The organism is Anaerococcus ihuae, assembly GCF_928368155.1.
Taxonomy (GTDB): Bacteria; Bacillota; Clostridia; order Tissierellales; family Peptoniphilaceae; genus Anaerococcus; species Anaerococcus ihuae.
Genome location: NZ_CAKMRU010000001.1, coordinates 949,268 through 972,578, shown reverse-complemented (window position 1 = coordinate 972,578; position 23,311 = coordinate 949,268). Strand labels below are relative to the sequence as shown.

The following is a 23,311-nucleotide window of genomic DNA, read 5'->3' as shown; positions in this document are numbered from 1 at the left end:
AGGTAGACAAATCTTTAAGCATAAGTATCAAACTATAGATATTTTCGATTTTTGAATTTAAATCAATTTTTCTATGATATTTTTTGCTTGAAGGTTTGAATACTTTTTCAACAATCTTAAAAAAGTTTTACATTTTCTATCATTTTTGCTATAATGTTGGAGTAGGTCCTGGTAGCTCAGCTGGATAGAGCACCGCCCTCCTAAGGCGGGTGTCGGAGGTTCGAATCCTCTTCAGGACGCCAAAACATTAGGCTATTGCAAAATAAAATTAGCAATAGTCTTTTTTTATATTTTAAAATAAAAGTGAGAGGAAAAATATGGACGATTATTTTTATATGAGAGAAGCAATAAACGAAGCAAAACTTGCAAGGCTTGAAGAAGAAGTTCCCATAGGATGTGTTATAGTAAAGAATGAAAAAATAATTGCTAGAAGTCACAACTATACTTATAAGGGTAAATCAGCTCTTAAACATGCAGAAATTCTTGCAATAGATAAGGCGAGCAAATACATTGGAGATTTTAGGCTAGAAGATTGCACCATGTATGTAACTATGGAGCCATGTTCCATGTGTGCAGGAGCAATAATAAATTCTAGAATAAAAAGATTAGTAATAGCCCTTCCCGATGTAAAAAGAGGAGCCTGCGGATCAAATACAAATATCACAGGCGATAGGAGCCAACTACATTTCCTAGACGCAGAATTTGGACTTATGAAAGAAGAAAGCCTAGAAATCTTACAAAGTTTTTTTAAAAAATTGAGAGAAAGAAAAAAAGATTCTTAGCCTATAAGCTATGAATCTTTTTTAAATAAATTTTTAATTAAACTGTAGCAATAATTTGCCAAAAAACATTGTATTTATCTATAAAAGTTGTAAATAATTTCTTATTAATTCTTTGAGGTTGCATCAAAACTTTTGATTCTTTTTCTAATTTTGAATAAGCCTTATATAAATTTTCGCTATTTGTTTCTATTACTACTCTTCCGTTATTTCCACTAATCCGATGCTTATCATCGGTTGTGTCAAATAAATATACATTATTTCCATAAATTTCTAATTTTGAATTGTAAATCCTATCTCTAACTTCTTTTGGGAAATTATATTGTTCAAAATCAGAATATTTGATTAATTTATCAGGTGGATCAAGATCAAAAATATCGCAATAATATTTTATTGCTTCCAAACATTTTCCATTTTTAAATGATATGCCAACAGCCATAATAATTCCTTTCTTTATTTAAATTTAACATAAAGGTATAATAAATTCAAGATGATAAATTATGAAAAAAAATAAAATTGGAGTTTTAGATGAAAATTTCTTTAATTGATCCTTTAATTGTTGACAATAAAATAATTGAAAATCACAAGAAAAAAATTGAGGATTTGGGCCATGAATTTGAATATTTTGAAAAAAGTGCATCTTCTGATGACGAAATAATTGAAAGATTAAAAGACAGTGATGTTGCCATTATTACTAATAATAAATTTTCAAAAAAAGTTATAGATAATACAAATTTAAAATTAATTGATGTTGCTTTTACTGGTTTTAATCATGTGGATATTGAAGCTTGTAATGAAAATGATATTATAGTTGAAAATGCCAGTGGATATTCTGATGATTCTGTGGCTGAACTTGTCATTGGCCTTACAATTTCTCTTATGAGAAAATTTGATCAAAATAAGAAAAATATGTTTGAAGACGAATCTTTTAATCTTCTTGGTCAAATTATTAGGGGAAAAACTGTTGGTATTATTGGTACTGGAAAAATTGGAATTCGAGTTATTGAATTATTTAAGGCTTTTGGTGCAAATATTTTAGCATACAGTAGAAGTGAAAAGGAAAAAGCTAAAAATCTTGGTGCAAAATATGTAAGTCTTGATGAGCTTTTGAAAAATTCTGATATTGTTTCTATTCACCTTCCTCAAAACGAAAAAACTCTTGGATTTATCGGAAAAAATGAGCTTGATCTTATGAAAGATAAGGCTATTTTAATAAATTGTGCAAGGGGTCCTATTGTTGACAATGATTACTTGGCAAAATTATTAAATGAGGATAAATTAAGGGCAGGTATAGATGTTTTTGATATGGAACCTCCTCTTGAGGCGGACTATCCTTTAAGAAATGCAAAAAATGTTCTTCTTACAAATCATGTTGGATTTTTTACAAAAGAAGCTATGGATATAAGATGTGAAATTGTTTTTGATAACTTGTATAAGTTTCTTGAAGGAAAAATTGTAAATAAAGTGAATTAATATGGATACAAAAATTATAGCTATAGCAGGCGGATCTGCTAGTGGAAAATCTACAATAGTTGAATATATTAAAAATTATTTTTCAAAAGATTTGTACGTTATTGGCCACGATAATTATTATAAGGCACATGATGATTTACCTTTTGAAGATAGGGAAAAATTAAATTATGATAGGCCGGATTCTTTTGATAATGAAATGTTTATAAAAGATCTTTTGGATTTAAAAGCTGGTAAGGATATTGATATGCCAATTTATGATTATAATATTCACACCAGAAGCAAAGAAACCATCCATGTATCTCCCAAAAAAATAATTTTAATTGAGGGAATTTTGGTCTTGTATGATAAAAGAATCAGGGATATTTTGGATACTTGTGTATTTATTGATGCGGATAGCGATGTAAGACTTCAAAGAAGAATTTTAAGAGATACCAAGGAAAGATCAAGAAGTTTGGAATCTGTTTTGACCCAATATATAAAGCAAGTTAAGCCTATGCATGAAAAATATGTTGAACCAACAAAAAAATATGCTGATATTATAATTCCTAGAGGTGCAAAAAACACAAGAGGAATTGAAATTTTGATAAAACACATTGAAGATTTGATTGAGGAATGATATGGATGTGAAATTATTTGATGTAAATTATGGGAAAATTGAATCCTATTTAAATGGAAATTCCAAAGAAGGCCACAAAATATTTGGGGCAATAAAAAAAGATGATGGTTATCTTTTTAGATTATATGCACCTAGAGCTGATATGGTTTATATAAAGGGAGATTTTTCTAATTGGAAAGATATTCCTATGTTTAAAAATGAAAAATATGGATATTTTTATAAATTTATTAAAGCAAAAGAAGGCGATTATTATAAGTATGTCATAGAAAATAATGGTTATAAATTTGAAAAGTTTGATCCATATGGAAATTTTTTTGACGAATCGCCAGAATTTGCCACAAAAATTATTGATACTTCCTATAAATTTTCTGATGAAAATTGGATGAAAAAAAGAGAAAAAAATTTGGATAAGCCTGTAAATATTTATGAAATCCATCCTGGAAGCTGGTTAAGATATAATTCTAGCCCGAATTTTTTGGATATAGTTGATAAATTAATTTCTTATGTAAAGGATATGGGCTATACTCATATTGAACTTATGCCAATTACAGAACATCCATATTATCCATCTTGGGGCTATCAAGTTTCTGGATTTTTTGCCTCATCATCAAGGTATGGTTCTATAAATGATTTGCAAAAGTTTGTAGACCTTTGCCACCAAAATGATATAGGAGTTATTTTTGATTTTGTAATAGTTCATTTTGCAGAAGATTATTATGCCTTAAAATATTTTGATGGACACAGCCTTTATGAATCTGATTATGAAGATTTGCAATATTCGGAATGGGGTAGTTTGAATTTTGATTATTCCAAGGGTCATGTGAGAAGCTTTATGAAATCGGCTATAAATTTTTGGATAGAAAAATGCCATTTTGATGGAATAAGAATTGATGCGGTTTCAAATATGATTTTTTATGATGGAAATAAATTTAGGGGAGAAAATCCAAATAATATTAATTTTTTGAAAGACTTAAACCACAATCTTTCAAAAGACTATCCTGATTTTATGAAAATTGCTGAAGATTCTTCCGATTATGAGTTTGTAACTTGTAAAAATTCTAAAGATAGTCTTGGTTTTGATTATAAGTGGGATCTTGGATGGATGAATGACACTTGTAAATATTTTGAAATTGATTCAATAAATAGGCATATGTATCAAGAAAAAATTAATTTTTCTATGTTTTATTATTATAGGGAAAATTTTCTCTTGCCATTAAGCCATGATGAGGTAGTTCACTTAAAAAAACCTATGATAAATAAGATGAATGGTTTCTATGAAGATAGGTTTAAACAGTTGAAATTATTAAACGTTTATCAAATGACCCACCCTGGCAAAAAATTAAATTTTATGGGCAATGAATTTGCGACATTTGATGAGTGGGATGAAAATAAATCTTTAAATTGGGATATTTTAAAATTTCCAATTCATTCAGCTTTCAAAAATTTTGTAAAGGATTTGAACCATCTTTACAAGGAAAATCCTGGTTTTTATAAATATGATTTTGATCAAAAAGGATTTTTGTGGAAGGTAGTTGATGATAATAAAAATTCTGTTTTTGCTTATGAAAGACTTGCAGAAGATCAAAGATTTTTGATAGTATTAAATATGACGAATACTTACAAAAAATCTTATCCTATTTTTTATGATGAAGAATTAATTTTTGTAGAAAAAATAAATAATTTGGGTGAAAAATATGGCGGAGATAAATATAAAAGAGAAAATATAAAAATTAGTAAGGGGGAAGATCTTAAGCTAGAGCTTTGGGAATATGAAGCTGTGGTTTTTGAAATAATAAAAAATGAGTAGGAATAAGGAAGCTATCAATCTTTCTTGGTTGGTAGAAAAATGGACAATTTGGGATAATTCATATTTGAAAAATATTTGGCTAAATCTTGATACTTTGGATTTGGTTAGAATTAATGACGATATTAGTGACAATGAAGATATAGAAGAATCCTATATTGATATTGAAAATAATATGGATGAATTTGTTTGTATGCCTGGTCGTGAGGCCGTGAATAAAAAACTTGCCAGAGAAGTTTTTATGGATTATTTGGATAGTGTTGATAAGGACAGGCTATTTGAAAATTACAATGAATACTCAGCTGACGAAGAATTTTTGGATCTAATTTATGAACTAGGTCTTGAAAATAAACTTCAAGAATTTAGGGAAAAAATAGCTGGAGCTATCCTTTTAAACTGGGCTAATGAAGAAAATATAAAAGTAAACAAAGATATGGAAGTAATAGATTTATATAGTAGGAATTAGTTTTGAAAAATAAAAAAATAAAATTTAGTGTATTAGTGCTAGGCTTGTGTTTAGCACTTTCATCTTGTAATAAAAAAATTGAAAAAGTGAAACCAGAGGCAAAAAGCAATATAAAAAGCGAGTCTAGTCAAGAAAATATTAAATGTTCTAATATTTCAAATGAAGAGGGACTAAAAAAATACGATGTAACAATTTATAATTATTTTGACACAATTACAACATTTTCTGCTTATTGTGAAAATGAAGAAGAATTTAATAAGTACAAGGATTTAGTTGATAAAAGAATGGCAGAATACCATAAACTTTTCAATAATTATGATAAATTTGATAATGTAAATAATTTTACAACTATAAACGAAAATGCTGGAAAAGAAAAAGTTAAGGTTGATCAAAAAATAATAGATTTATTAAAAGAAGGAAAAAAATGGTACGAAGCAACTGATGGGGATATTGATATTGCATATGGAAGAGTTTTGAAAATTTGGCTAGATTTAAGAGAAGCTTATGAAAAAGACAAAGATAATATAAAACTTCCAAGCGATAAAGAATTAGAAGAAGCTGCCAAGCACAAAAACATTGATGCAATTGAAATTGATGAGGAAAACAAAACTGCTTATATCAATGACAAGGAAGTTCAAATTGATATTGGAGGAATTGGAAAAGGCTACGCAACAGAGTTAATAAAAAGAGAATTAATGGAAAAAGGACTTAAAACAGGAATTTTGTCAGTTGGTGGAGATGTTGCAATAATTGGAGATAACCCAACGAGAAAATCTGGACTTTTTAAAATTGCAATAAAGGATCCTTCTCTTTCAGAAGATCACCGATACGCTTCAATAGTTTCTGTAAAAAATACTTCAGTTGTAACCAGCGGAGATTATGAAAGATATTTTGAATTAAATGGTAAAAGATACCACCATATAATTGATCCACAAACAAATTATCCTTCAACAAAATTCAAATCAGTTTCTGTAATAACCGATAATATTGCCGAAGCAGATGCTCTTTCAACAGCTCTTTTTATAAAAGATTTAGAAGAAGGAAAAAAACTAGCTAAAAAATTCAAGGCAGAAGCTTATTGGATTGATCAAGACGGAAATACATTTAAAACTGATAATTGGGATAAATATGAAATAGATGAAGAAAATTAAGGTGCGAAAATTCGCATCTTTTTTTATTTAGATATTCAAAATTTTTTTCAACTAGTATATAATATTATCTATATTAGGAGGTAAGAATGGTAGAAAATGCTTTTAATAACGATAAATATATAAAAATCCAATCAGAAAGAATTGAAGAGAGGATTAAAGAATTTGATAAATTATACTTGGAATTTGGTGGAAAATTATTTGATGATGCTCACGCATCAAGAGTTTTGCCAGGATTTTTGCCTGATTCTAAATTACAAATGTTAAAAAAATTAAAAGATATTACAGAAATTGTAATTGTAATAAATGCAAATGATATTGAATCAAATAAAATAAGATCAGATCTTGATATAGGTTATGACAGCGAGGTAATAAGACTAAAAAATTCTTTTGAAGACTTGGGATTTTTTGTAAATTCTGTAGTCATTACTCAATTTGATAATCAACCATCAGCCATAAAATATGGAAAGTATCTTGATAGTTTAAATATAAAAAATTATAAAACTTATGATATAGAAGGCTATCCAAATAATATTCCTCATATTATAAGCAAGGATGGATTTGGAAAAAATGATTATATAGAAACCACAAGAGACTTGGTAGTTTTGACAGGCCCAGGACCAGGAAGTGGAAAACTTGCAACTTGTCTTTCTCAAATGTATCTTGAAAATGAAAGAGGAGTAAACGCTGGTTATGCAAAATTTGAAACTTTTCCAGTTTGGAATCTTCCTTTAAAACATCCTGTAAACATTGCCTATGAAGCTGCAACAGCAGATTTAAATGATGTAAATATGATTGATCCATATCATCTTGAAGCCTATGGAAAAACAACTGTAAATTATAATAGAGACGTTGAGGCTTTTCCTATTTTAAAACAAATGTTTGAAAAAATTTCTGGATCTTGCCCTTACAAATCACCAACTGATATGGGAGTAAATATGGTTGGTTTTTGTATTGACGATGAAGAAAAAACTATAAAAGCTTGTAAAAACGAAATTATAAGAAGATATTATAATGCTCTTGTCGACTATAAGCTTGCAAAATCAGATTATAAACCAGTAGAAAAAATTGAAATTTTGATGAGTGGTTTAAATCTTGAAAAAAGCGACAGACAAGTTGCTGAAAAAGCAAGAGAAAAACAAAAAGAAAAAAATGCAGAAATTTTTGCAATTGAACTTTGTGAAGGAAGAATTGTTACAGGAAAAAAATCAAAACTAATGTCATCACCTGCAGCATGCATTTTAAATGCATTAAAAGAAATTTCTGGAATAAATGATGAAATACCATTAATATCTCCACATATCCTAGAGCCTGTAATAAAACTAAAAGAAGATATATTAAAAGAAAGAGATGAATCCCTTTCTGTAAATGATGTTTTAATTGCTCTTTCAATATCGGCGACAACCAATCCAGTAAGTCACTTGGCACTTGAAAATTTAAATAAATTAAAGGGACTTGACGCTCATTCAACAATAATTTTGGATGAAAGTGACAAAAAAACTTTATTAAAAATGCATTTTAATTTCACCCAAGACCCAGTTTTATCACAAGAACATTTAAATATTTAAAAATTCCCCCAAAAAGGGGATTAAGAGCGTAGACAAACCCTCAAGCACGAATATCGGACTTCAAAAATTGTTGATTTCTAAATTCCAAAATTCTAAAAACGCAAACTCGCTAACGCTCAAACAGTGCGTTTTTTTGACGAATTTTAAAATTTGAAATCAAATCAATTTTTTCCGTATGATATTCTTAGCATGAGGATTTGTATACTTTGTCAACAGTCTGATTTCCCCAAAAAGGGGATTTTTTATTTGTAAAGTTTTTTTGAAAATTTCAAATGATTTCAATTCTATTTACTATATTTGCTTGACAAAAATTAATCAATGTTATAAGATGATTTTATAGAAAGCGTTTTTTAAAAAAATCTAAAAGGAGAAAATATGAATAACGTAAAAGTAGATGTAAAAAATGAAATTGCTTATGTAACAATTGATAGACCAAAAGCTTTAAATGCTTTAAATTCAGAAACTTTAAAAGAATTAAATGAAACTTTTTCCGATATAAGAGATAGAAAAGATGTAAAAGTTTTAATTCTTACAGGTGGTGGAGAAAAATCTTTCGTAGCTGGAGCTGATATTTCTGAAATGGTAAATGCTACACCTCAAGAAGGAAGAGCAATGAGTATGCTTGCTTATGAAACTTTTAATATGCTTGAAGAGATGCCACAAGTTACAATTGCAGCTGTAAATGGATTTGCTCTTGGTGGTGGTTGTGAAATTTCTATGGCTTGTGATATCAGAGTAGCATCTAAAAATGCTCTATTCGGTCAACCAGAAGTAGGTCTCGGAATTATTCCAGGATTTGGTGGAACTCAAAGACTTCCTAGACTTGTTGGAAAAGGAATTGCAAAAGAATTAATTTTTACAACAGATTCTATAAAAGCTGATGAAGCTTACAGAATTGGTCTTGTAAACCATGTTGTTGAAAAAGAAGAATTAATGGATTATTGTACAAAAATGGCAGAAAAAATTATTTCAAAAGCATCATATGCAATAACTCTTGCAAAACAAGTTATTAACCTTGGATTAGAATCTGATCTTCACACAGGAATCCAATTAGAAGCAAACACTTTTGCATCAACTTTTGAAACTCACGACAAAAAAGAAGGCATGACAGCCTTTTTAGAAAAAAGAAAAGCAGATTTATCTGATTTTTAATTGAAATTTATTAGCCCAGTTTAGCTGAGCTCAGAGCGTAGACAAAGTCAGTTTAATAATTCATTAACAATTCAAAAATAAAATTAAGTTAAAACCCATCTCGACTAAGCGAGTGAAACGAACGCACGGAGAGATCTCATGAGATTTCTCCGCTCGTTTCACTCGGTCGAAATGGGGAATTTTTGAGTTTGTCAACAGCCTGAGCCCAGTTTAGCTGGGCTTTTTTTAAAGGAAAAATTATGAAAAATAAATTAATATATTTACTTTTTTTATCCATTATTTTATCTGGATGTTCAAAAAAATCTACAAGAATTATAGAAAATGATTCAAATATAAATGAAAAAATCATTTCAAATATTTCAAGTGAAAATATTTCAGATGATAAGTCTTCGATAAAAAGTAATAATATTCAAAAAAATTCATCTAAAAAAACTGAAAATAAGGCTAATGAAGATCAAAAAGAAGATTTAAATATTTTGACTGATTCAGGATCTTATTCAGCGGTTTTAATTGACAATTCTAAAGCAGATCCTAGATTTGGTTTTATTGACCATGTAAAATTTGAAGATGGGTATTTAATTTTCACTGGTGTTTTAAATTATAATGAAAATATAAATGAAGGAAGTGGAGATACAGTTCTAGATCGAGGTGAGTACAAATTTAAACTTGATGATAATGTGAAATTATTTGCAAGAAGTGGCTTGGCAGATCCTATGTATATGGACCAAGAGGAATTTTTGGATTATGTAAATAAATGTATGGGAAATGGTCTTGAATTTATTATAAATGTCGAAGATTCTCTTGCAAAAGAAATTATTATAGCAAGTTAAAAAAGATGTATAAAAAAATTATTAGAAATAAAAAATTCTACTAGGATTTTTGCATATATTGCATTTTTTGATTCTAATCCTAGTAGAATTTTTTTAAGAATTTGAAATGATTATTATTTTTGCAAGAGGATTTTATCTTTCATCTTCATATTCCACATATGAAAAGTAGTGGTCTCTTTCGTTTAAATCTTCATTTTCGTAAGTTTCTATTACTTCATTGTTGATTGATTTTACCAAGTCTATTATATATGATCTTAGATTTGCCCTACCAAACATTTTTTTGCCTATATTTTGTTTGATGCTCGTTACTTTTTTATAATTTACTATATATCTTGCAAGGTCAACGCCTTGAACATTTCTTTTTTTAAGAATAAATTTTGATATAAAGGTCAAAAGATCAAAAAGTGTATTTGATTTTCTTTTTAAATACCTTATTAGGCTTCTAAAGAATAATCCTTTTATTGAAACAAGTTTATCAAAAAAATCATCTTTTGATCCGTCTATTTCAAATCTTATATTTTTTGTCAAAAATTCAAAAATTTCATTTATTTCATCATGGCAATAATTTATAATTTCATCTGTGATTGAATATTGTGGATTATTTAATTTTGCCATAAATTCAACTACAAAAGAAGGAGTAGTCTTCTCATCAAGAGCCCTGTATTGGTAAATATAATTTGCGAAATTGTAAAGAGTATGGCCATCTTCTGAAATTTTCATAGAAAGCCCTTTTTTCATGATTTTATCGTAATAATAAATCATATTATCGGTGGTCATAATTTTTTCTTCAAATTGTTTTATCAAAATTTCCAAACATTCTTCCAAATTTTTTGCCTTAATCAAGGCATGGGATTTGTATGAATCTATTTTTATAAAAATTTCTCCATTAGCCTCAAGGATATTTATAAAACCTAATTTTTTTACGTGAATAGGAAATTTATTTTTATAAATTTTTAGAAGTTCATTTATATAGCCATTTTCCGGAAGCTTTATTTTTAAATTTGAATTTAGCCTTTCAAGGGCAAATTTTTTTATATCCATTTCAGAAATTAAAGGATTTTTTGCCATTGAATGAACATAATTAAACAAAACATCCTTTAAGGATAATTGATTTTTTAGGGCATATGCAATTGAATTATCAATTTTTATTTTCTCGCCCGATAAATTTGTAAAGGTAAAGGATTTGATTAATTGAGTTTTTGAATCAAGGGAGAAGCCTTGAAATTCTTTTACATCATCTAAAACATTAAGGTGTCTTATTGGAAGGGGATAGGTCACAGTTGATCCCGTTTGAATATTAAAAATTTCATTTCCCAAAACTGACTTATATTTTGCAGTTCCATTTTCGTGTAAGTGACCAGTGAACAAAAATTTTACTCCCATATCTGCCAAAACTTCTATTGGAAGTTTGTTGTTAATTCTTGGGTCACAGTCTTTGTATTTTTCATTCCAATTTTTTATAATAAATGGTCCCAAAACCAGTCTTTGATCTCTAAAATTTGGAATAAAGGCATGGTGAGATATTACAAAAACCATGTCAGCTCTTTTTTTTGCCTCGTCTATTTTTTCTATTGCCCATTTTATTAAATTTTTATCAAGGGCTCCAACTACATTATTTTTTGCGTCTTTGTGATTTTGTTCATAATCACAAGAATAAATTGAAGTATCAAGAAAAATTAAGGATAGGGAGTTTTTTTCTTTCAAATTTGTGTTTATTCTTGCAAGATAAGATCCGTATCCTTGTCCATAATAAGAATTTTCGAAATTTCTGTTGTATTTTTTATTAATAAAATCAAGATAGGATTTAAAAATATCTGTATCCTTATAAAATTCTAAAACTTTATCCTGGTATAAAAAATCATAAATTTCAAAAAAATCTTTTGGACTAATATAATCTGTATTTTTTAAATTTTTATAGTCAAAAGCTTGCTTATTGTTTATGTCGTGGTTTCCTGGAATTAAAAAAATTCTTCTTGAAGGATCTTCATCTATCCAAGCTTTTAAAATTTCTTTTGTTTCTAAATGAGAAAGTTTTTCCCCATCTTTTGTCAAATCTCCTGGAATTAGTATATATTTGCTGTCATTTAAACTAGAAAGTTTCAAAGCTTCTTTCAAAAGTCCTTTTCCTTCAACCAAAAATTTTCTATCATATTTAATAGCCATATTGAATTCTTTATTATCAGCCATCAATTCCCTTGCCAAAATATGAGTATCAGAGATAATGCTTAATTTTATATTTTTTTCATTTTCCATAAATCTCACTTCCCTCTTCTTCTTAATTTAAATATACCCTATATAAGCAAATAAAATATATTTAAAATGTGTGTTTTGAAATGAAAAAAGATTGAAAAAAATTTTTTAAAATTTCGGATCTAATCTTGACTAAATTAGTATGAATTTGTATAATAGTTTCGTAATATAAAAAAACAATGAAAAGAAGAGTAGATTTGTCATACTTTACAGAGAGGTTATTTGCTGAGATTAACCAAGTTAAAACAAATTGAAATGCATCTTTGAGTTCTGCACCGATATTAGGCTGCAGCGGCTTCTCCCGTTATAGAGATAAGGGTTAATAGACCCTGAGAGGTTTTTATTATTTAATGAAAATAAAAAGGTGGAATCACGGTAGCTCGTCCTTTGTTTGGGACGGGCTTTTTCTATTGTTTTTTATATAAAAAATTTTAGGAGGATTTATGAAAATCAAATCAAAAATTGTTGGAGCGTTACTAATTGGATCTCTTATATTTACAGGATGCCAAAGTCAAATAAATACCGGAGAAAATTCATCAAATAATTTATCCGAAAACAAAAGCACATTTTCAAATAAAAAAAGTAAAAAAGATAAAAAATTTGAAGATGTACAAAAAATTGCAGATGAAAATGCAAAAAAGGATATAAAAGAAGAACCAAGATACAAGGACAAAATAAAATTAGGATATTCTGGTGACTTGTGCTTGGGAGGACCAAATATTGCAAATTTAAATGGATATTTTAAAGATCGTGATATTGAAGTTGAATTTGTAAACACAAAAAATCCAAAAGATGCCCTTGGAAGTGGAAAGCTTGACGGTTTAGTTGGAGAATTTGCAGGAATGGTTGTTCCTGCAACAAAAGGACTTGATATAGTATTTTCTTCAGCATCTCACACAGGATGTAAATCACTTTATGTTTTAAATGAAAGCAAAATTACAAAAACAAAAGAGCTTGAAGGAAAAAATCTTGCAATTACAAATGGAATAGGAAATTCAAACCACAATACAGCCCTAAGATTTTTCAACCACGATAATGTAGATCCTGACAAGATTAGCTACAAACAAGTTGATAATGCAGCAATTATCCAAGCAATGAAAGATGGAGAGATTGATTCTGCAGTTTTGGATGATCAATTTGCAAAAAAATTTGTTGATAAGGGAGAAATTAGAGCGATAAGATCTATGACTCACGATGAAGATTTTGGAAAAGAAGTTTGCTGTGTCCTTGCCTTTAATGGAAAATTTGCAAAAGAAAATCCATTAATAGCTGAAAAAGTAGCATCTGCTATCCAAGAAGCAAATTCTTATATGCAAAATAATCCGAAAGAAGCTACTCAAAAATTATATGATAATAAGCTTGCAAGTGGAGATTTTGACGCAGGGCTTGAGCTTATAAAATCTTATGATTATTCTGTAAAAAATGAACTTGCAGAAAAAACTTTAAAATCAATTTTTACAGATTATAAAGAAATTGGTCTTATTGAAGATGAAAGAAGTGTTGATGAATTAATGAAATCATACTGGCTTCCAATGGGAAGTTTTTATGATGAAAAATAAATTTTAAGTATAGAAAAGGATAAAATATGGAAGAGATTAAAGATGATAAAAGGAAAAAAAATATTTTTAGAAAAATTTTGCCAATAATTTTTGGTATATTTTCAGTTTTAGAATACTTATATTTTCCAAATTATGACAAAGAAATGCTAGCTACCCCAGTATATTTATATTTTTTAATTAGTTTACTGGCAATTTATGGGATATTTTTTATAATATCATTTAAAAATGAAAAGTTAAGCGAAAATTTGGCTTATAAGGTGCCCTTATTTGCCTTTGTATTTTTGCTTTTAACAATTTATGATCTTTTAACTTTGAAATTTGCAATTTTGCCTTTACCATATTTTGCATGGCTTGATATGATTTTAAATTCTATGATTGCTGATAAGGGATTTTTACTTGAATCAACCCTTGCGAGTTTAAAATTATTATTTACAGGATATATAATCGGCTCAATTATTGGAATTATTACAGGAATTCTAGCAGGATATTCAAAAAAAGTAGATTATTGGGTTGATCCTTTTTTAAAATTATTAGGGCCAATTCCTACAACAACTTGGATACCTGTAGTTATGGTTCTTGCGACAAGTCTTTTTGGGGGAGCTGTTTTTATAATTGGACTTGGAGTTTGGTTTCAAACAACTCTTGCAACAATGACAGGAATTAAAAATGTAAATAAATCCTATTATGAAGCTGCAAAAACTTTGGGAGCAAGTGAAAATGAATTGGTAAGAAAAATTGCTCTTCCATCAGCAAGTCCAAATATTTTTCAAGGATTAATTTCAGCAATGAGTTCAGCTTGTACATCACTAATCGTTGCAGAAATGCTCGGTGTAGAATCTGGACTTGGTTGGTATATAACTTGGAAATCTTCATGGGCAGATTATTCTTCAATGTATGGAGCAATAATTATTTTGGCTTTTACCTTTATAATAGTAAATGTAATTTTAAAAAAGATTTCTAACAAGGCCTTAAGTTGGCAAAAGGAAGTGTAGAATGGAAAAATTAGAATTAAAAAATGTATCAAAAGTTTTTGAAAAAATAGACGAAGATGAAAAAACACATGCCCTAAAAAATATAAATTTATCAATAAAAAATAATGAATTTGTTTCAATAGTTGGCCCATCAGGTTGTGGGAAATCAACCATGTTAAGATTAATTTCAGGACTAATTAAACCAAGCCAAGGTGAAATTTTATTGGATAAAGAAATTATCGATAGACCATCATCAAGAAAGGGCATGGTCTTTCAAAAACCTACACTTTTTCCTTGGCTTAGTGTTGGTGAAAATGTGGGATTTTCTGGATCATTAAAAAACGAAGAAAAAATTGATGAGAAAGAAATTAATCAAATGCTAAAAAAAGTAGGCCTTAGTGAATTTAAAAATTCTTATCCAAAAGAATTATCAGGTGGAATGGCCCAAAGAGTTTCATTAATTAGGACTATGATTTCAAAACCAGAAGTATTCCTGCTAGATGAGCCTTTGGGAAGCTTGGATGCTTTTACAAGAATGAATATGCAAGATGAAATTTTAAACTTGTGGCAAGAAATTAAAAATCTTATGATTATGGTTACTCACGATGTAGAAGAAGCTGTTTATATGTCTACAAAAATTATAATAATGGAGCCAAGACCTGGTAGAGTTAAAGAAGTTGTAGATATAGATTTGGATTATCCAAGAGATAGGACAAGTGAAAAATTTATTGAATACAGAAACAAAATTTTGAAAATTTTAAATTACTAGTTTATTTCAAAATGAAAATTCAAATTATTGCTAACCTTAGTTTTAGGTTAGCTTTTTTTTATTAAAAATCGTATAATCTATGTGATAAACATCCTAAAAAAATAGAAAGGATTTTTATGGTTGATAATAAAAAAAATGAAAAAGTGAGTGCAATAATCTTTGGACTGATAAATGTAGGATTAATTTTTTTATCTAGCTACTATTTGATTTTTGCATTTTGTGTGCCAATTTTTACGGCTATAAAATTGTGGGACTTGGATGATAAAAATAAACCAATATTTTTATTTGTAAGCGGATTAATTCTGGCTTTAATTGATAGAAGATTAGCATATTTCTTAATGCTTCCTATGTTAATATCTGGACTTGTAATTTTTTATATAATTAAAAGAAATAAAACTGACAAGGATTCTATAAAAATACTTACACTAATATTTTCAGTTTTATCTTTGGCGATTATTGGGTATCTTTACACTAAGACAGATTTTAAAATAAATGATTTAGTAAAAAACGTAGAGCAAGTATTTGTCGAACAAGATTTTAAATTTGATAAGGAAATAATAAGAAAAAGTCTAACAACTATGCCATCGCTTATAGTTTTCTTTTCATTAATTTATAGTATGATTTCTTTAAAATTAGTTAGAAATTACTTGAATTATAAAGATGAAAATATAAGAGATTTAAGAATAATCAATACTATAAGAATTGAAGTGAAAGATTTAAAGCTTATTTTTGCATCCTTGATTATTTCGGTAGTTTTAAGTAAACTGTTAGGATTTTCAGAAGAGTTTATATATTTAAATTCAATAATGACTTTGAAATTAATATTTTCTTTAAATGGAATTTTACTTATAGATTATTTTGTATCATTAAGAAAAAACAAAATATCAAGGGTTTTCAACTGGTTTTTAATGTTTATATTATTTTCATATGCAGGAGAAATAATTGCCCTTATTGGATTTATTGACACATTTGTTAATTTTAGAAAAAAAGTGAGGATAAGATGAAAGATAAATTAAGGTATTTTACAAAAGAAAATTATATATTTATATTAATATTACCTCTGCTTATTTCTTTAATCTTATTTTTTTATGAAAAAATATTTGCAACCATTGGTTTAATTTTTGTGGTTTTACTATATTTTTATATAAAAAAAATTGACGATCACAATGAAGATTATTTTCAAGCATATATAGATGAGATGGATTATTCATTTGACGAAATAACTAAAAATGTTGTTTTTCAAATGCCATTTCCTATAGTAATCTTAGAAGAGGGGAAAACTATTAAATGGCACAATTCTAATTTTAAAGAATTATTTGAAGCCAAAAATTTGATAGGAAAAAGTGTAAATAATTTTATAGCAGATTTTAATTCAATTGATTTTACAAAAAAATCAACAGATCCTATTACAGTTAATATTTATGATAAAATTTATGAATTTTATTATTCTACAATAAAAAGAGAAAAATTTGATGATGAGCTTACCTTTGTCTATGGAATTGACAATACAAGTGATGAAAACATTAAAAAAATATTTAAAGACAGAAGACTTGTAGTTTTGACAATGTATATCGATAATTTCGATGATTTAAGACAATCAACCAAAGCAAGCGATATGTCATCTGTAACAGGAAAGATTGATAAGCTTATAATGAATTATTTTGATAAATATGGTGCCATGGTCAGAAAATATGAAAATGACAGGTATATTGTTATGATTCATTATGAAGATTACAAAAAAATTTATGAAGGTAAATTTGAAATTTTGGATATGGTCAGGGATGTGAAAAAAGGAAACTCCATTGAGCCAACCCTATCAGTTGGTGTAGGTTTGTCAGGTTCAAAACCTTTTGATGTTTACGAAGAATCCAGAATTTCTATTGATATTGCACTATCTCGTGGAGGCGATCAAGTTGTAATTAAAGAGGGAGATAATTACGAATACTTTGGAGGAAAATCAAAAGCAACAGAAAAAATTTCGAAAGTAAGAAGTCGTGTCATTTCTCAAGCTTTAAAAAGAATGGTGGAAAATTCTTCAAAAGTTTTTGTCATGGGTCACAATAATCCAGACATGGATTCATTTGGATCTGCCCTTGGAATTTATGAGGGAATAAAAAGTATTGGTAAAAAATGTTATTTTGTTTTAAATGATGTAAATAAACCAATTGAAAATATTTACAATAAAACTGTTGAAGATTTAGAAGGTTTTAAAGAAGATCTTGTTACAGAAGTAAGGGCTTTAGAATTAATGGATCAAGGATCTTTAGTGATAGTTACGGATAATCACAGAAAAAATTCTACAGAAGCTCCATCACTTTTGGATAAAACTGATCAAATTGTAATAATTGACCATCACAGAAGGGGAAATGATTATATCAGAAATGCTACAATTTCTTACATTGAACCCTATGCATCAAGTGCAAGTGAGCTCGTAACAGAAATTTTAAATTATTTTGATGAATCGTTTAAGGCTAGAGTTCCAGTTGCGGAAGCCCTTCTTGCAGGTTTGACTGTAGATACTAAAAATTTTGTTTATCAAACTGGAGTAAGAACTTTTGAAGCTGCATCAATTTTAAAAAGATGGGGAGCAGATTCTATAATAATTAAAAGAATGTTCAAAGATGATTTTGAAATAGTTAAATATAAATCAGAAGTTATAGCCGATTCGACAGTTGTTTACGATTTTATAGCAATTGGTCATTTCAATAGGGAAATGGACGGTTCAACTTTAATAGCAAGTCAAGCGGCTGATGATTTATTAAATATAAAAGGCGTTAAAGCAAGTTTTGTTTTGACAAGATCAAATGATAAAATTCACATATCAGGAAGAAGTTTGGGAGATATTTCAGTTCAATTAATTTTGGAAAGAATTGGAGGAGGAGGACATTTGACCTCAGCTGCAACTCAACTTGATATGAGCATTGAGGAAGCAGAACTTATGCTACAAAAAGCAATTAAAGAATATTTAGAGGAGGAATTACAAGATGAAGATAATATTGACTGAGGATGTTAAAAAAATTGGTAAAAAAGGTGAAGTTGTAAATGTAAAACAAGGTTACTTTAGAAACTATATTTTGCCAAACAATCTTGGGGTAGAAGCAAATAAAGAAAATTTAGCAAAACTTAATGAACATTTAAAAGAGCTTCAAAAAGAAGAAGATAAAAATATTAAAGAAGCTAACGAAAATAAAGAAAAAATTGAAAATACAGAAGTAACAATCAAGGTAAAAGCTGGAGAAAATGGAAAATTATTTGGTTCAATTACAAATATGGATATCAAAAAAGCACTTGATGAAAAAAATATAGAAGTTGATAAGAAAAAAATTGAAAAGGCTGATATTGATTCATTAGGTACTTATGAAGTTGTAATTAAACTCTACCAACAAATTTCTGCAAAATTAAAAGTGAATGTAGAGGCTGAATAATGGAAGAGTCTCTTAGGCAAATGCCTAGTGACATTAATTCAGAAATGGCCATAATTGGTTGTATAATTAAAAAAAGTGAGACCATAGACCAGGCTATACAATTGGTAAAGCCATATGAGTTTTATGATTCAAGATGCCAAAGAATTTATAAGACTTTAGTTAATATGTATCAAAAAGATATAAAAATAGATGAAGTAAGTCTTATTTCAAAATTAAAATCAGAAAACATCTTGGAAGAAGTTGGGGGAGAGAAGTTTATTTTAGAGATAACACTCTCCTCATTTTATACTCCAAACATGGACCAATACTGTGAAAATGTCAAAGAAAAAGCCTTACTTAGAGCTTTAATTGGAGCTTGCGATGATATAGTTGGAAAATCTTACGAGCAAAAAAAAGATGCTAAAGAAGTAATCGAGATGGCAGAATCAAAAATTTTTGAAATAAGCCAAAAAAATCTTGAAAAGGGTCTTGTGAGAGTTTCAGAAACTATGGATGAAACAATCAAACAATTGGAGCTTTTAAGTTTAAATGATGGAAAAATTACTGGAGTTACTACAGGAATTTCAAGCGTCGACAACAAATTATCAGGTCTTCAAAATTCTCAATTAATTTTACTTGCAGCAAGACCTGCAATGGGAAAAACTGCTCTTGGACTTACCATGGCATGGAATGCAGCAAATGCTGGAAAATCAGTTGCCTTTTTTTCATTAGAAATGTCAACCTACCAATTAAATCAAAGATTAATTTCTATGGTTTCAATGATTGATCTTGAAAAAATAATTACAGGAAATTTGGAGGCTGACGAGTGGATTGAAATAATAAATGCTATTACAAAAATTAAAGAAAAAGAAATTTATGTCGACGAAACTCCAGGCATAACTTTGTCAGAGCTTAGGAGTAAGTGCAAAAGATTAAAAGCTGAAGAAGGTTTAGATTTAATTGTAATTGATTATTTGCAACTTATGACAGGCGAGGGAAGATTTGATAACAGGCAACAAGAAATTGCACAAATTTCAAGAGGACTAAAATCTTTATCAAAAGAAATTAATTGTCCAGTTCTATCTCTTGCCCAATTATCTCGTGAGGCCGACAAAAGATCTGACCACAAGCCAATTTTATCAGACCTTCGTGAATCTGGAGCAATTGAGCAAGATGCTGATGTTGTTATGCTTTTGTTTAGAGAAGATTATTATGATGAAGATGATAATCCAAATGTTGCAAAAGTTATTTTGGCAAAGCACAGAAATGGGCCAACAGGGCTCATGGAATTATTTTTCCACAAACAATGTACGACTTTTAAAGATTTAAAACACGAAGATTAAAATGAAAATAATTGGAAAAGACGAAGACATATATTTAAAAAAATTAGACTTAGATGATGCCTATGATTTAAGAAAATGGTCAATGAACGATGATGAAAGACTAAAAGGCTACAATTATGGAAATTTTTCTCAAATTGACTGCGAAGTTTGGTTTATGAATGTAAATATTTATAGAAAAAGATATTTTGCAGTAAGAAAAATTGATGATGACGAATTTATTGCCTTTATTGGCCTAAAAAATTACAATCCAATTCTAAGGAAAAGTGAATTGGGCATTGTTTTTGATCCAAAATATACGTCAAAAGGTTTTGGCTATAAGGCTATGAAAATTTTACTTGATTATTATTTTAATGATTTAAAATTTCACGAGCTAAACCTTGATGTAAATAATTTTAATAAAAGAGCGATTTCTTTGTACGAAAAATTAGGTTTTAGAAAAATTGGAAATACCACAGAAATTTTTGAAAATCAAGAAGTTTTTCCAGATGAAAAATATTTTTTAACAAAAAATGGCAAAATCTATAGTTTAATTACAAAAATGAAAATAAGAAAAGATGGAAGGTAATAATTTGGAATTTAAAATTCAAAATTTAAGTTTGGATATGGGGGAAACTTCATTTGAAAATATGTTTTTAAATACATATGTTCCCATGGCAGACGGTGATAGCCTAAAAGTTTTTTTGCTTATATATAAGGATTTAAAATCTAGCGGAGAAGTTGATTTAGAAAAAATAAAAAAACAACTTATTTTTGATGATGAAAAAATGAATGAAATAATTTCATATTGGATAAATATGGGTGTGTTTAGGAAAAAAGATAGGGGCGATGGGAGCTTTTATCTTGAAATAATTTCCCTAAGACAAGCCTACTTTGGAAATTCTAATGAAAATCATGGGGAAAATATGCTTGATATTTCAAAAAGAAAATCTGTAATGTTTGATCAGGTTGAAAGAATTATCCAAAGACAGCTTACCCCACAAGATATTAGAAGAATTCAAGAAACTTTGGAAGAATATAAGCAAGATCCTGAGCTTGTTACTGAAGCTTTTAGGCAAGCAAAAGAAGTTAATAATGTTGATGTAAAATATGTAATGGGATTTTTAAAAACCTGGAGAGACCAAAGCGTTTTTTCTTTAAATGATTTAAAAATAAAAGAAGAAAGGGCAAAACTATTGAGGGAAAAATCTCCAAGAAAATATAAAAGTGCCAAGAAAGTTTATAGGTCAAAAAATAGAAATTCAAAAGAAAAATCTTTTGCCGAAAAGGCAAGGGAAGAAAGATTTAGAAGAATTCTTGAAGGAGGGGATAGAAAATGAGTCCCAATGATAATATTTCAAGAATAATTGAAAAAAGAAGAATAGATAATATAAAAAATCAGGAAAAAAGAAAAAAAGAAATCTACGAAAAATTCCCAAGAATTAGGGTTATTGATAAGACAATTGCATCTTTTGGCCAACAAGGAGCAAAAATTGCCCAAGGGGGAATGGATGTAGAAGAATTTAAGAAAAAATTGAGAGAACTTGATAGGGAAAAAGAAGAAATTTTAATAAAAAATTCCTATCCTAAAGATTATCTTAAAATCCACTATCATTGTGAAATTTGCAAAGATACTGGTTTTGTAAATACAAAAACTTGTTCTTGTAGGAAAAAACTTATTATTGAAAAAAAATATTCCCAATCAAATATAAGTAGGCTTGTTCAAAGAGAAAATTTTAGGACTTTTAATCCGAACTTATATTCAAAAAATCTATACAAGGATTATCCGATAAGTCCTTATGAAAATATAAAAAGAATTGCAAATGAAGCCAAGGCATACGCGGATGATTTTCCAAATTCTTATAGAAATCTTTATATTTTTGGAGATGTGGGAAGGGGAAAGACTTTTTTGATAAATTCTATTGCCAAGGAAATTTTGGATAAAAATTATTCTGTCCTTTACCTTACAGCTACAAAATTATTTTCTTTTATGAATGATTATTTATATGCTTTTTCTGAAAGAAAAGAAGAATTAAAAGAAAGATATGACTTGATTTTTGAGTCTGACCTTTTGATAATTGATGATTTGGGTAGTGAAAATGATAGAAATTCTAATGAATCAAATTTATTTGAAATTGTAAATGATAGGATTATCAACAAAAAACCTATAATTTTTTCATCAAATTATTCTGAAGATGAGCTTATGGAATTTTACGGGGATAGGATTTTTTCGAGAATTATTGGTTCAAGCCATGTAATGGAAATTTTTGGAGAAGATTTAAGACTTTCATTTTAGGAGTAAATTATGCTTTTAGTAGATCGTGAAACCATGCAAAATATTGATAGATTTGCAATAAATGAGATTAAAATTCCATCTTTGTGCTTGGTTGAAAGGGCAGCACTTTCTGTGATGGAAAATATTAATCTTGATATAAGACACTCTTTTGCAATTATTGTTTCTTGTGGAAATAATGGAGCAGATGGACTTGCTCTTGCAAGAAATTTACTTGCTCTTGGAAAAAATTGCCATATTTATATTATTGGAAATAAGAATAAGGCGAGTAAAGATTTTATTATAAATTATAATGCTTGTAAAAATCTTACAGAAGATATTTATCCAATTGAAACGATTGAAGATATGAATTTTTTAAGAAATAATCTTGATAGGGTAAATACAATTATTGATGGAATTTTTGGAACTGGACTAAATAGACCTGTTTCTGGAATTTATGCCAATATTATTGAGTTAATAAATGAAAAAAATATCTATACAATCTCGATTGATTTGCCTTCAGGTTTTGATGCAAATGGTGAAAATAATTATGGATCTTATGTCGATAGTGATTTAATTGTTTGTATGCAAATTTTAAAAAAGGGTCTTTATGAAGATAATTATTTTAGAGATAAAACCGTTGTTTGTGATATAGGCCTTCCAAAAAAAGCAATCGAAAAATTTATAAATATTTGAAAAAAATAAAAATAAAAGTATATTAGAATTAATTGAATAAAGCTGTGATGAGAAGTAGTAATTAAAAATAGCCTTTAGAGAGAAGATGGTTGGTGAAAATCTTTGGTGAAAGTTAATGAATCCGTCTTTGAGCTTATAAATTTTAAAGTGAATGAATTTATTTCATTAATTTGGGTGGTACCGCGATAATCTCGTCCCTTTTTGGGGCGGGATTTTTTTGTAAAAAATTTAGGAG

General features: G+C 28.3%; 22 protein-coding genes, 1 tRNA gene and 2 other annotated features. Of the genes, 21 read left to right on the top strand and 2 right to left on the bottom strand.

The genetic code is table 11. The features are described from left to right. Positions 1 to 165 precede the first annotated feature (165 nt). Both L6653_RS04670 and L6653_RS04665 read left to right on the top strand, forming a co-directional pair. Positions 166 to 242 (top strand) — tRNA-Arg (locus tag L6653_RS04670). A gap of 75 nt (positions 243 to 317) precedes the next feature. After that, positions 318 to 782: a nucleoside deaminase gene (locus L6653_RS04665; RefSeq protein ID WP_236785736.1), complete on the top strand. Its 465-nt coding sequence runs from the start codon at positions 318 to 320 to the stop codon at positions 780 to 782. Positions 783 to 819: 37 nt separating this feature from the next. On the opposite strand, the gene L6653_RS04660 is transcribed toward L6653_RS04665, so the two are convergent. Then, complete coding sequence (locus tag L6653_RS04660; protein WP_236785735.1) at positions 820 to 1,218, bottom strand: VOC family protein; 399 nt, start codon at positions 1,216 to 1,218, stop codon at positions 820 to 822. An 89-nt stretch (positions 1,219 to 1,307) separates the two neighbouring features. Between L6653_RS04660 and L6653_RS04655 the strand changes: the two genes are divergently transcribed. From L6653_RS04655 to L6653_RS04620, 8 genes are all read left to right on the top strand, one after another. After that, a complete protein-coding gene (locus tag L6653_RS04655) occupies positions 1,308 to 2,252 on the top strand; it encodes an NAD(P)-dependent oxidoreductase (protein WP_236785734.1) in 945 nt (314 codons plus the stop codon). Between the two features lies 1 nt (position 2,253). Beyond that, positions 2,254 to 2,868, top strand: a complete 615-nt coding sequence (gene udk, locus L6653_RS04650) for a uridine kinase (RefSeq protein ID WP_236785733.1) — start codon at positions 2,254 to 2,256, stop codon at positions 2,866 to 2,868. Position 2,869: 1 nt separating this feature from the next. Next, a complete protein-coding gene (gene glgB, locus L6653_RS04645; protein WP_236785732.1) occupies positions 2,870 to 4,675 on the top strand; it encodes a 1,4-alpha-glucan branching protein GlgB in 1,806 nt (601 codons plus the stop codon). Then, complete coding sequence (locus L6653_RS04640) at positions 4,668 to 5,138, top strand: acyl carrier protein (RefSeq protein ID WP_236785731.1); 471 nt, start codon at positions 4,668 to 4,670, stop codon at positions 5,136 to 5,138. Before glgB ends, L6653_RS04640 begins: the two co-directional genes overlap by 8 nt. Positions 5,139 to 5,140: 2 nt before the next feature. After that, entirely contained in the window at positions 5,141 to 6,289 is a 1,149-nt protein-coding gene (locus L6653_RS04635) for an FAD:protein FMN transferase (RefSeq protein WP_236785730.1), read from the top strand. 86 nt (positions 6,290 to 6,375) lie between these two features. Continuing rightward, a complete protein-coding gene (locus L6653_RS04630) occupies positions 6,376 to 7,854 on the top strand; it encodes a DUF1846 domain-containing protein (RefSeq protein ID WP_236785729.1) in 1,479 nt (492 codons plus the stop codon). Positions 7,855 to 8,229: 375 nt separating this feature from the next. Beyond that, positions 8,230 to 9,006 carry an enoyl-CoA hydratase-related protein gene (locus tag L6653_RS04625; RefSeq protein WP_236785728.1) on the top strand — a complete coding sequence of 259 codons (777 nt, stop codon included), beginning with the start codon at positions 8,230 to 8,232 and terminating at the stop codon, positions 9,004 to 9,006. Positions 9,007 to 9,245: 239 nt separating this feature from the next. Further along, entirely contained in the window at positions 9,246 to 9,836 is a 591-nt protein-coding gene (locus L6653_RS04620) for a putative periplasmic lipoprotein (RefSeq protein ID WP_236785727.1), read from the top strand. Positions 9,837 to 9,968: 132 nt separating this feature from the next. Here the strand turns inward: L6653_RS04620 and L6653_RS04615 are convergent, their stop codons facing one another. Beyond that, positions 9,969 to 12,089 (bottom strand): metallophosphoesterase family protein, encoded by a 2,121-nt coding sequence (locus tag L6653_RS04615; RefSeq protein ID WP_236785726.1) that lies wholly within the window; start codon positions 12,087 to 12,089, stop codon positions 9,969 to 9,971. A gap of 167 nt (positions 12,090 to 12,256) precedes the next feature. Then, positions 12,257 to 12,477 (top strand) — a binding site (T-box leader). A 52-nt stretch (positions 12,478 to 12,529) separates the two neighbouring features. Between L6653_RS04615 and L6653_RS04610 the strand changes: the two genes are divergently transcribed. The 11 genes from L6653_RS04610 to L6653_RS04560 all read left to right on the top strand — a co-directional run bounded on the left by L6653_RS04610 (position 12,530) and on the right by L6653_RS04560 (position 23,076). Beyond that, on the top strand, positions 12,530 to 13,645 hold the full coding sequence (locus L6653_RS04610; protein ID WP_236785725.1) for an ABC transporter substrate-binding protein: 1,116 nt from the start codon (positions 12,530 to 12,532) through the stop codon (positions 13,643 to 13,645). Between the two features lie 26 nt (positions 13,646 to 13,671). After that, positions 13,672 to 14,637: an ABC transporter permease gene (locus L6653_RS04605; RefSeq protein WP_236785724.1), complete on the top strand. Its 966-nt coding sequence runs from the start codon at positions 13,672 to 13,674 to the stop codon at positions 14,635 to 14,637. A 1-nt stretch (position 14,638) separates the two neighbouring features. Then, entirely contained in the window at positions 14,639 to 15,385 is a 747-nt protein-coding gene (locus tag L6653_RS04600; protein ID WP_236785723.1) for an ABC transporter ATP-binding protein, read from the top strand. 116 nt (positions 15,386 to 15,501) lie between these two features. Beyond that, the gene (locus L6653_RS04595; protein ID WP_236785722.1) at positions 15,502 to 16,389 is read left to right on the top strand and encodes a DUF2232 domain-containing protein; all 888 of its coding nucleotides are present in this window, start codon (positions 15,502 to 15,504) and stop codon (positions 16,387 to 16,389) included. After that, positions 16,386 to 18,389 (top strand): DHH family phosphoesterase, encoded by a 2,004-nt coding sequence (locus L6653_RS04590; RefSeq protein WP_236785721.1) that lies wholly within the window; start codon positions 16,386 to 16,388, stop codon positions 18,387 to 18,389. Before L6653_RS04595 ends, L6653_RS04590 begins: the two co-directional genes overlap by 4 nt. After that, on the top strand, positions 18,370 to 18,810 hold the full coding sequence (rplI, locus tag L6653_RS04585) for a 50S ribosomal protein L9 (protein WP_236785720.1): 441 nt from the start codon (positions 18,370 to 18,372) through the stop codon (positions 18,808 to 18,810). Before L6653_RS04590 ends, rplI begins: the two co-directional genes overlap by 20 nt. After that, positions 18,810 to 20,132, top strand: a complete 1,323-nt coding sequence (dnaB, locus tag L6653_RS04580; protein WP_060802262.1) for a replicative DNA helicase — start codon at positions 18,810 to 18,812, stop codon at positions 20,130 to 20,132. Before rplI ends, dnaB begins: the two co-directional genes overlap by 1 nt. Position 20,133: 1 nt before the next feature. Then, positions 20,134 to 20,697 carry a GNAT family N-acetyltransferase gene (locus L6653_RS04575; protein WP_236785719.1) on the top strand — a complete coding sequence of 188 codons (564 nt, stop codon included), beginning with the start codon at positions 20,134 to 20,136 and terminating at the stop codon, positions 20,695 to 20,697. Beyond that, positions 20,687 to 21,448 carry a DnaD domain-containing protein gene (locus L6653_RS04570; protein WP_236785718.1) on the top strand — a complete coding sequence of 254 codons (762 nt, stop codon included), beginning with the start codon at positions 20,687 to 20,689 and terminating at the stop codon, positions 21,446 to 21,448. The genes L6653_RS04575 and L6653_RS04570 overlap by 11 nt, the downstream gene beginning before the upstream one ends. Next, the gene (locus L6653_RS04565) at positions 21,445 to 22,404 is read left to right on the top strand and encodes an ATP-binding protein (RefSeq protein ID WP_236785717.1); all 960 of its coding nucleotides are present in this window, start codon (positions 21,445 to 21,447) and stop codon (positions 22,402 to 22,404) included. Before L6653_RS04570 ends, L6653_RS04565 begins: the two co-directional genes overlap by 4 nt. Before the next feature lie 9 nt (positions 22,405 to 22,413). Continuing rightward, positions 22,414 to 23,076: an NAD(P)H-hydrate epimerase gene (locus L6653_RS04560; protein ID WP_236785716.1), complete on the top strand. Its 663-nt coding sequence runs from the start codon at positions 22,414 to 22,416 to the stop codon at positions 23,074 to 23,076. A gap of 35 nt (positions 23,077 to 23,111) precedes the next feature. Beyond that, positions 23,112 to 23,278 (top strand) — a binding site (T-box leader). The last annotated feature ends 33 nt before the right edge of the window (positions 23,279 to 23,311 follow it).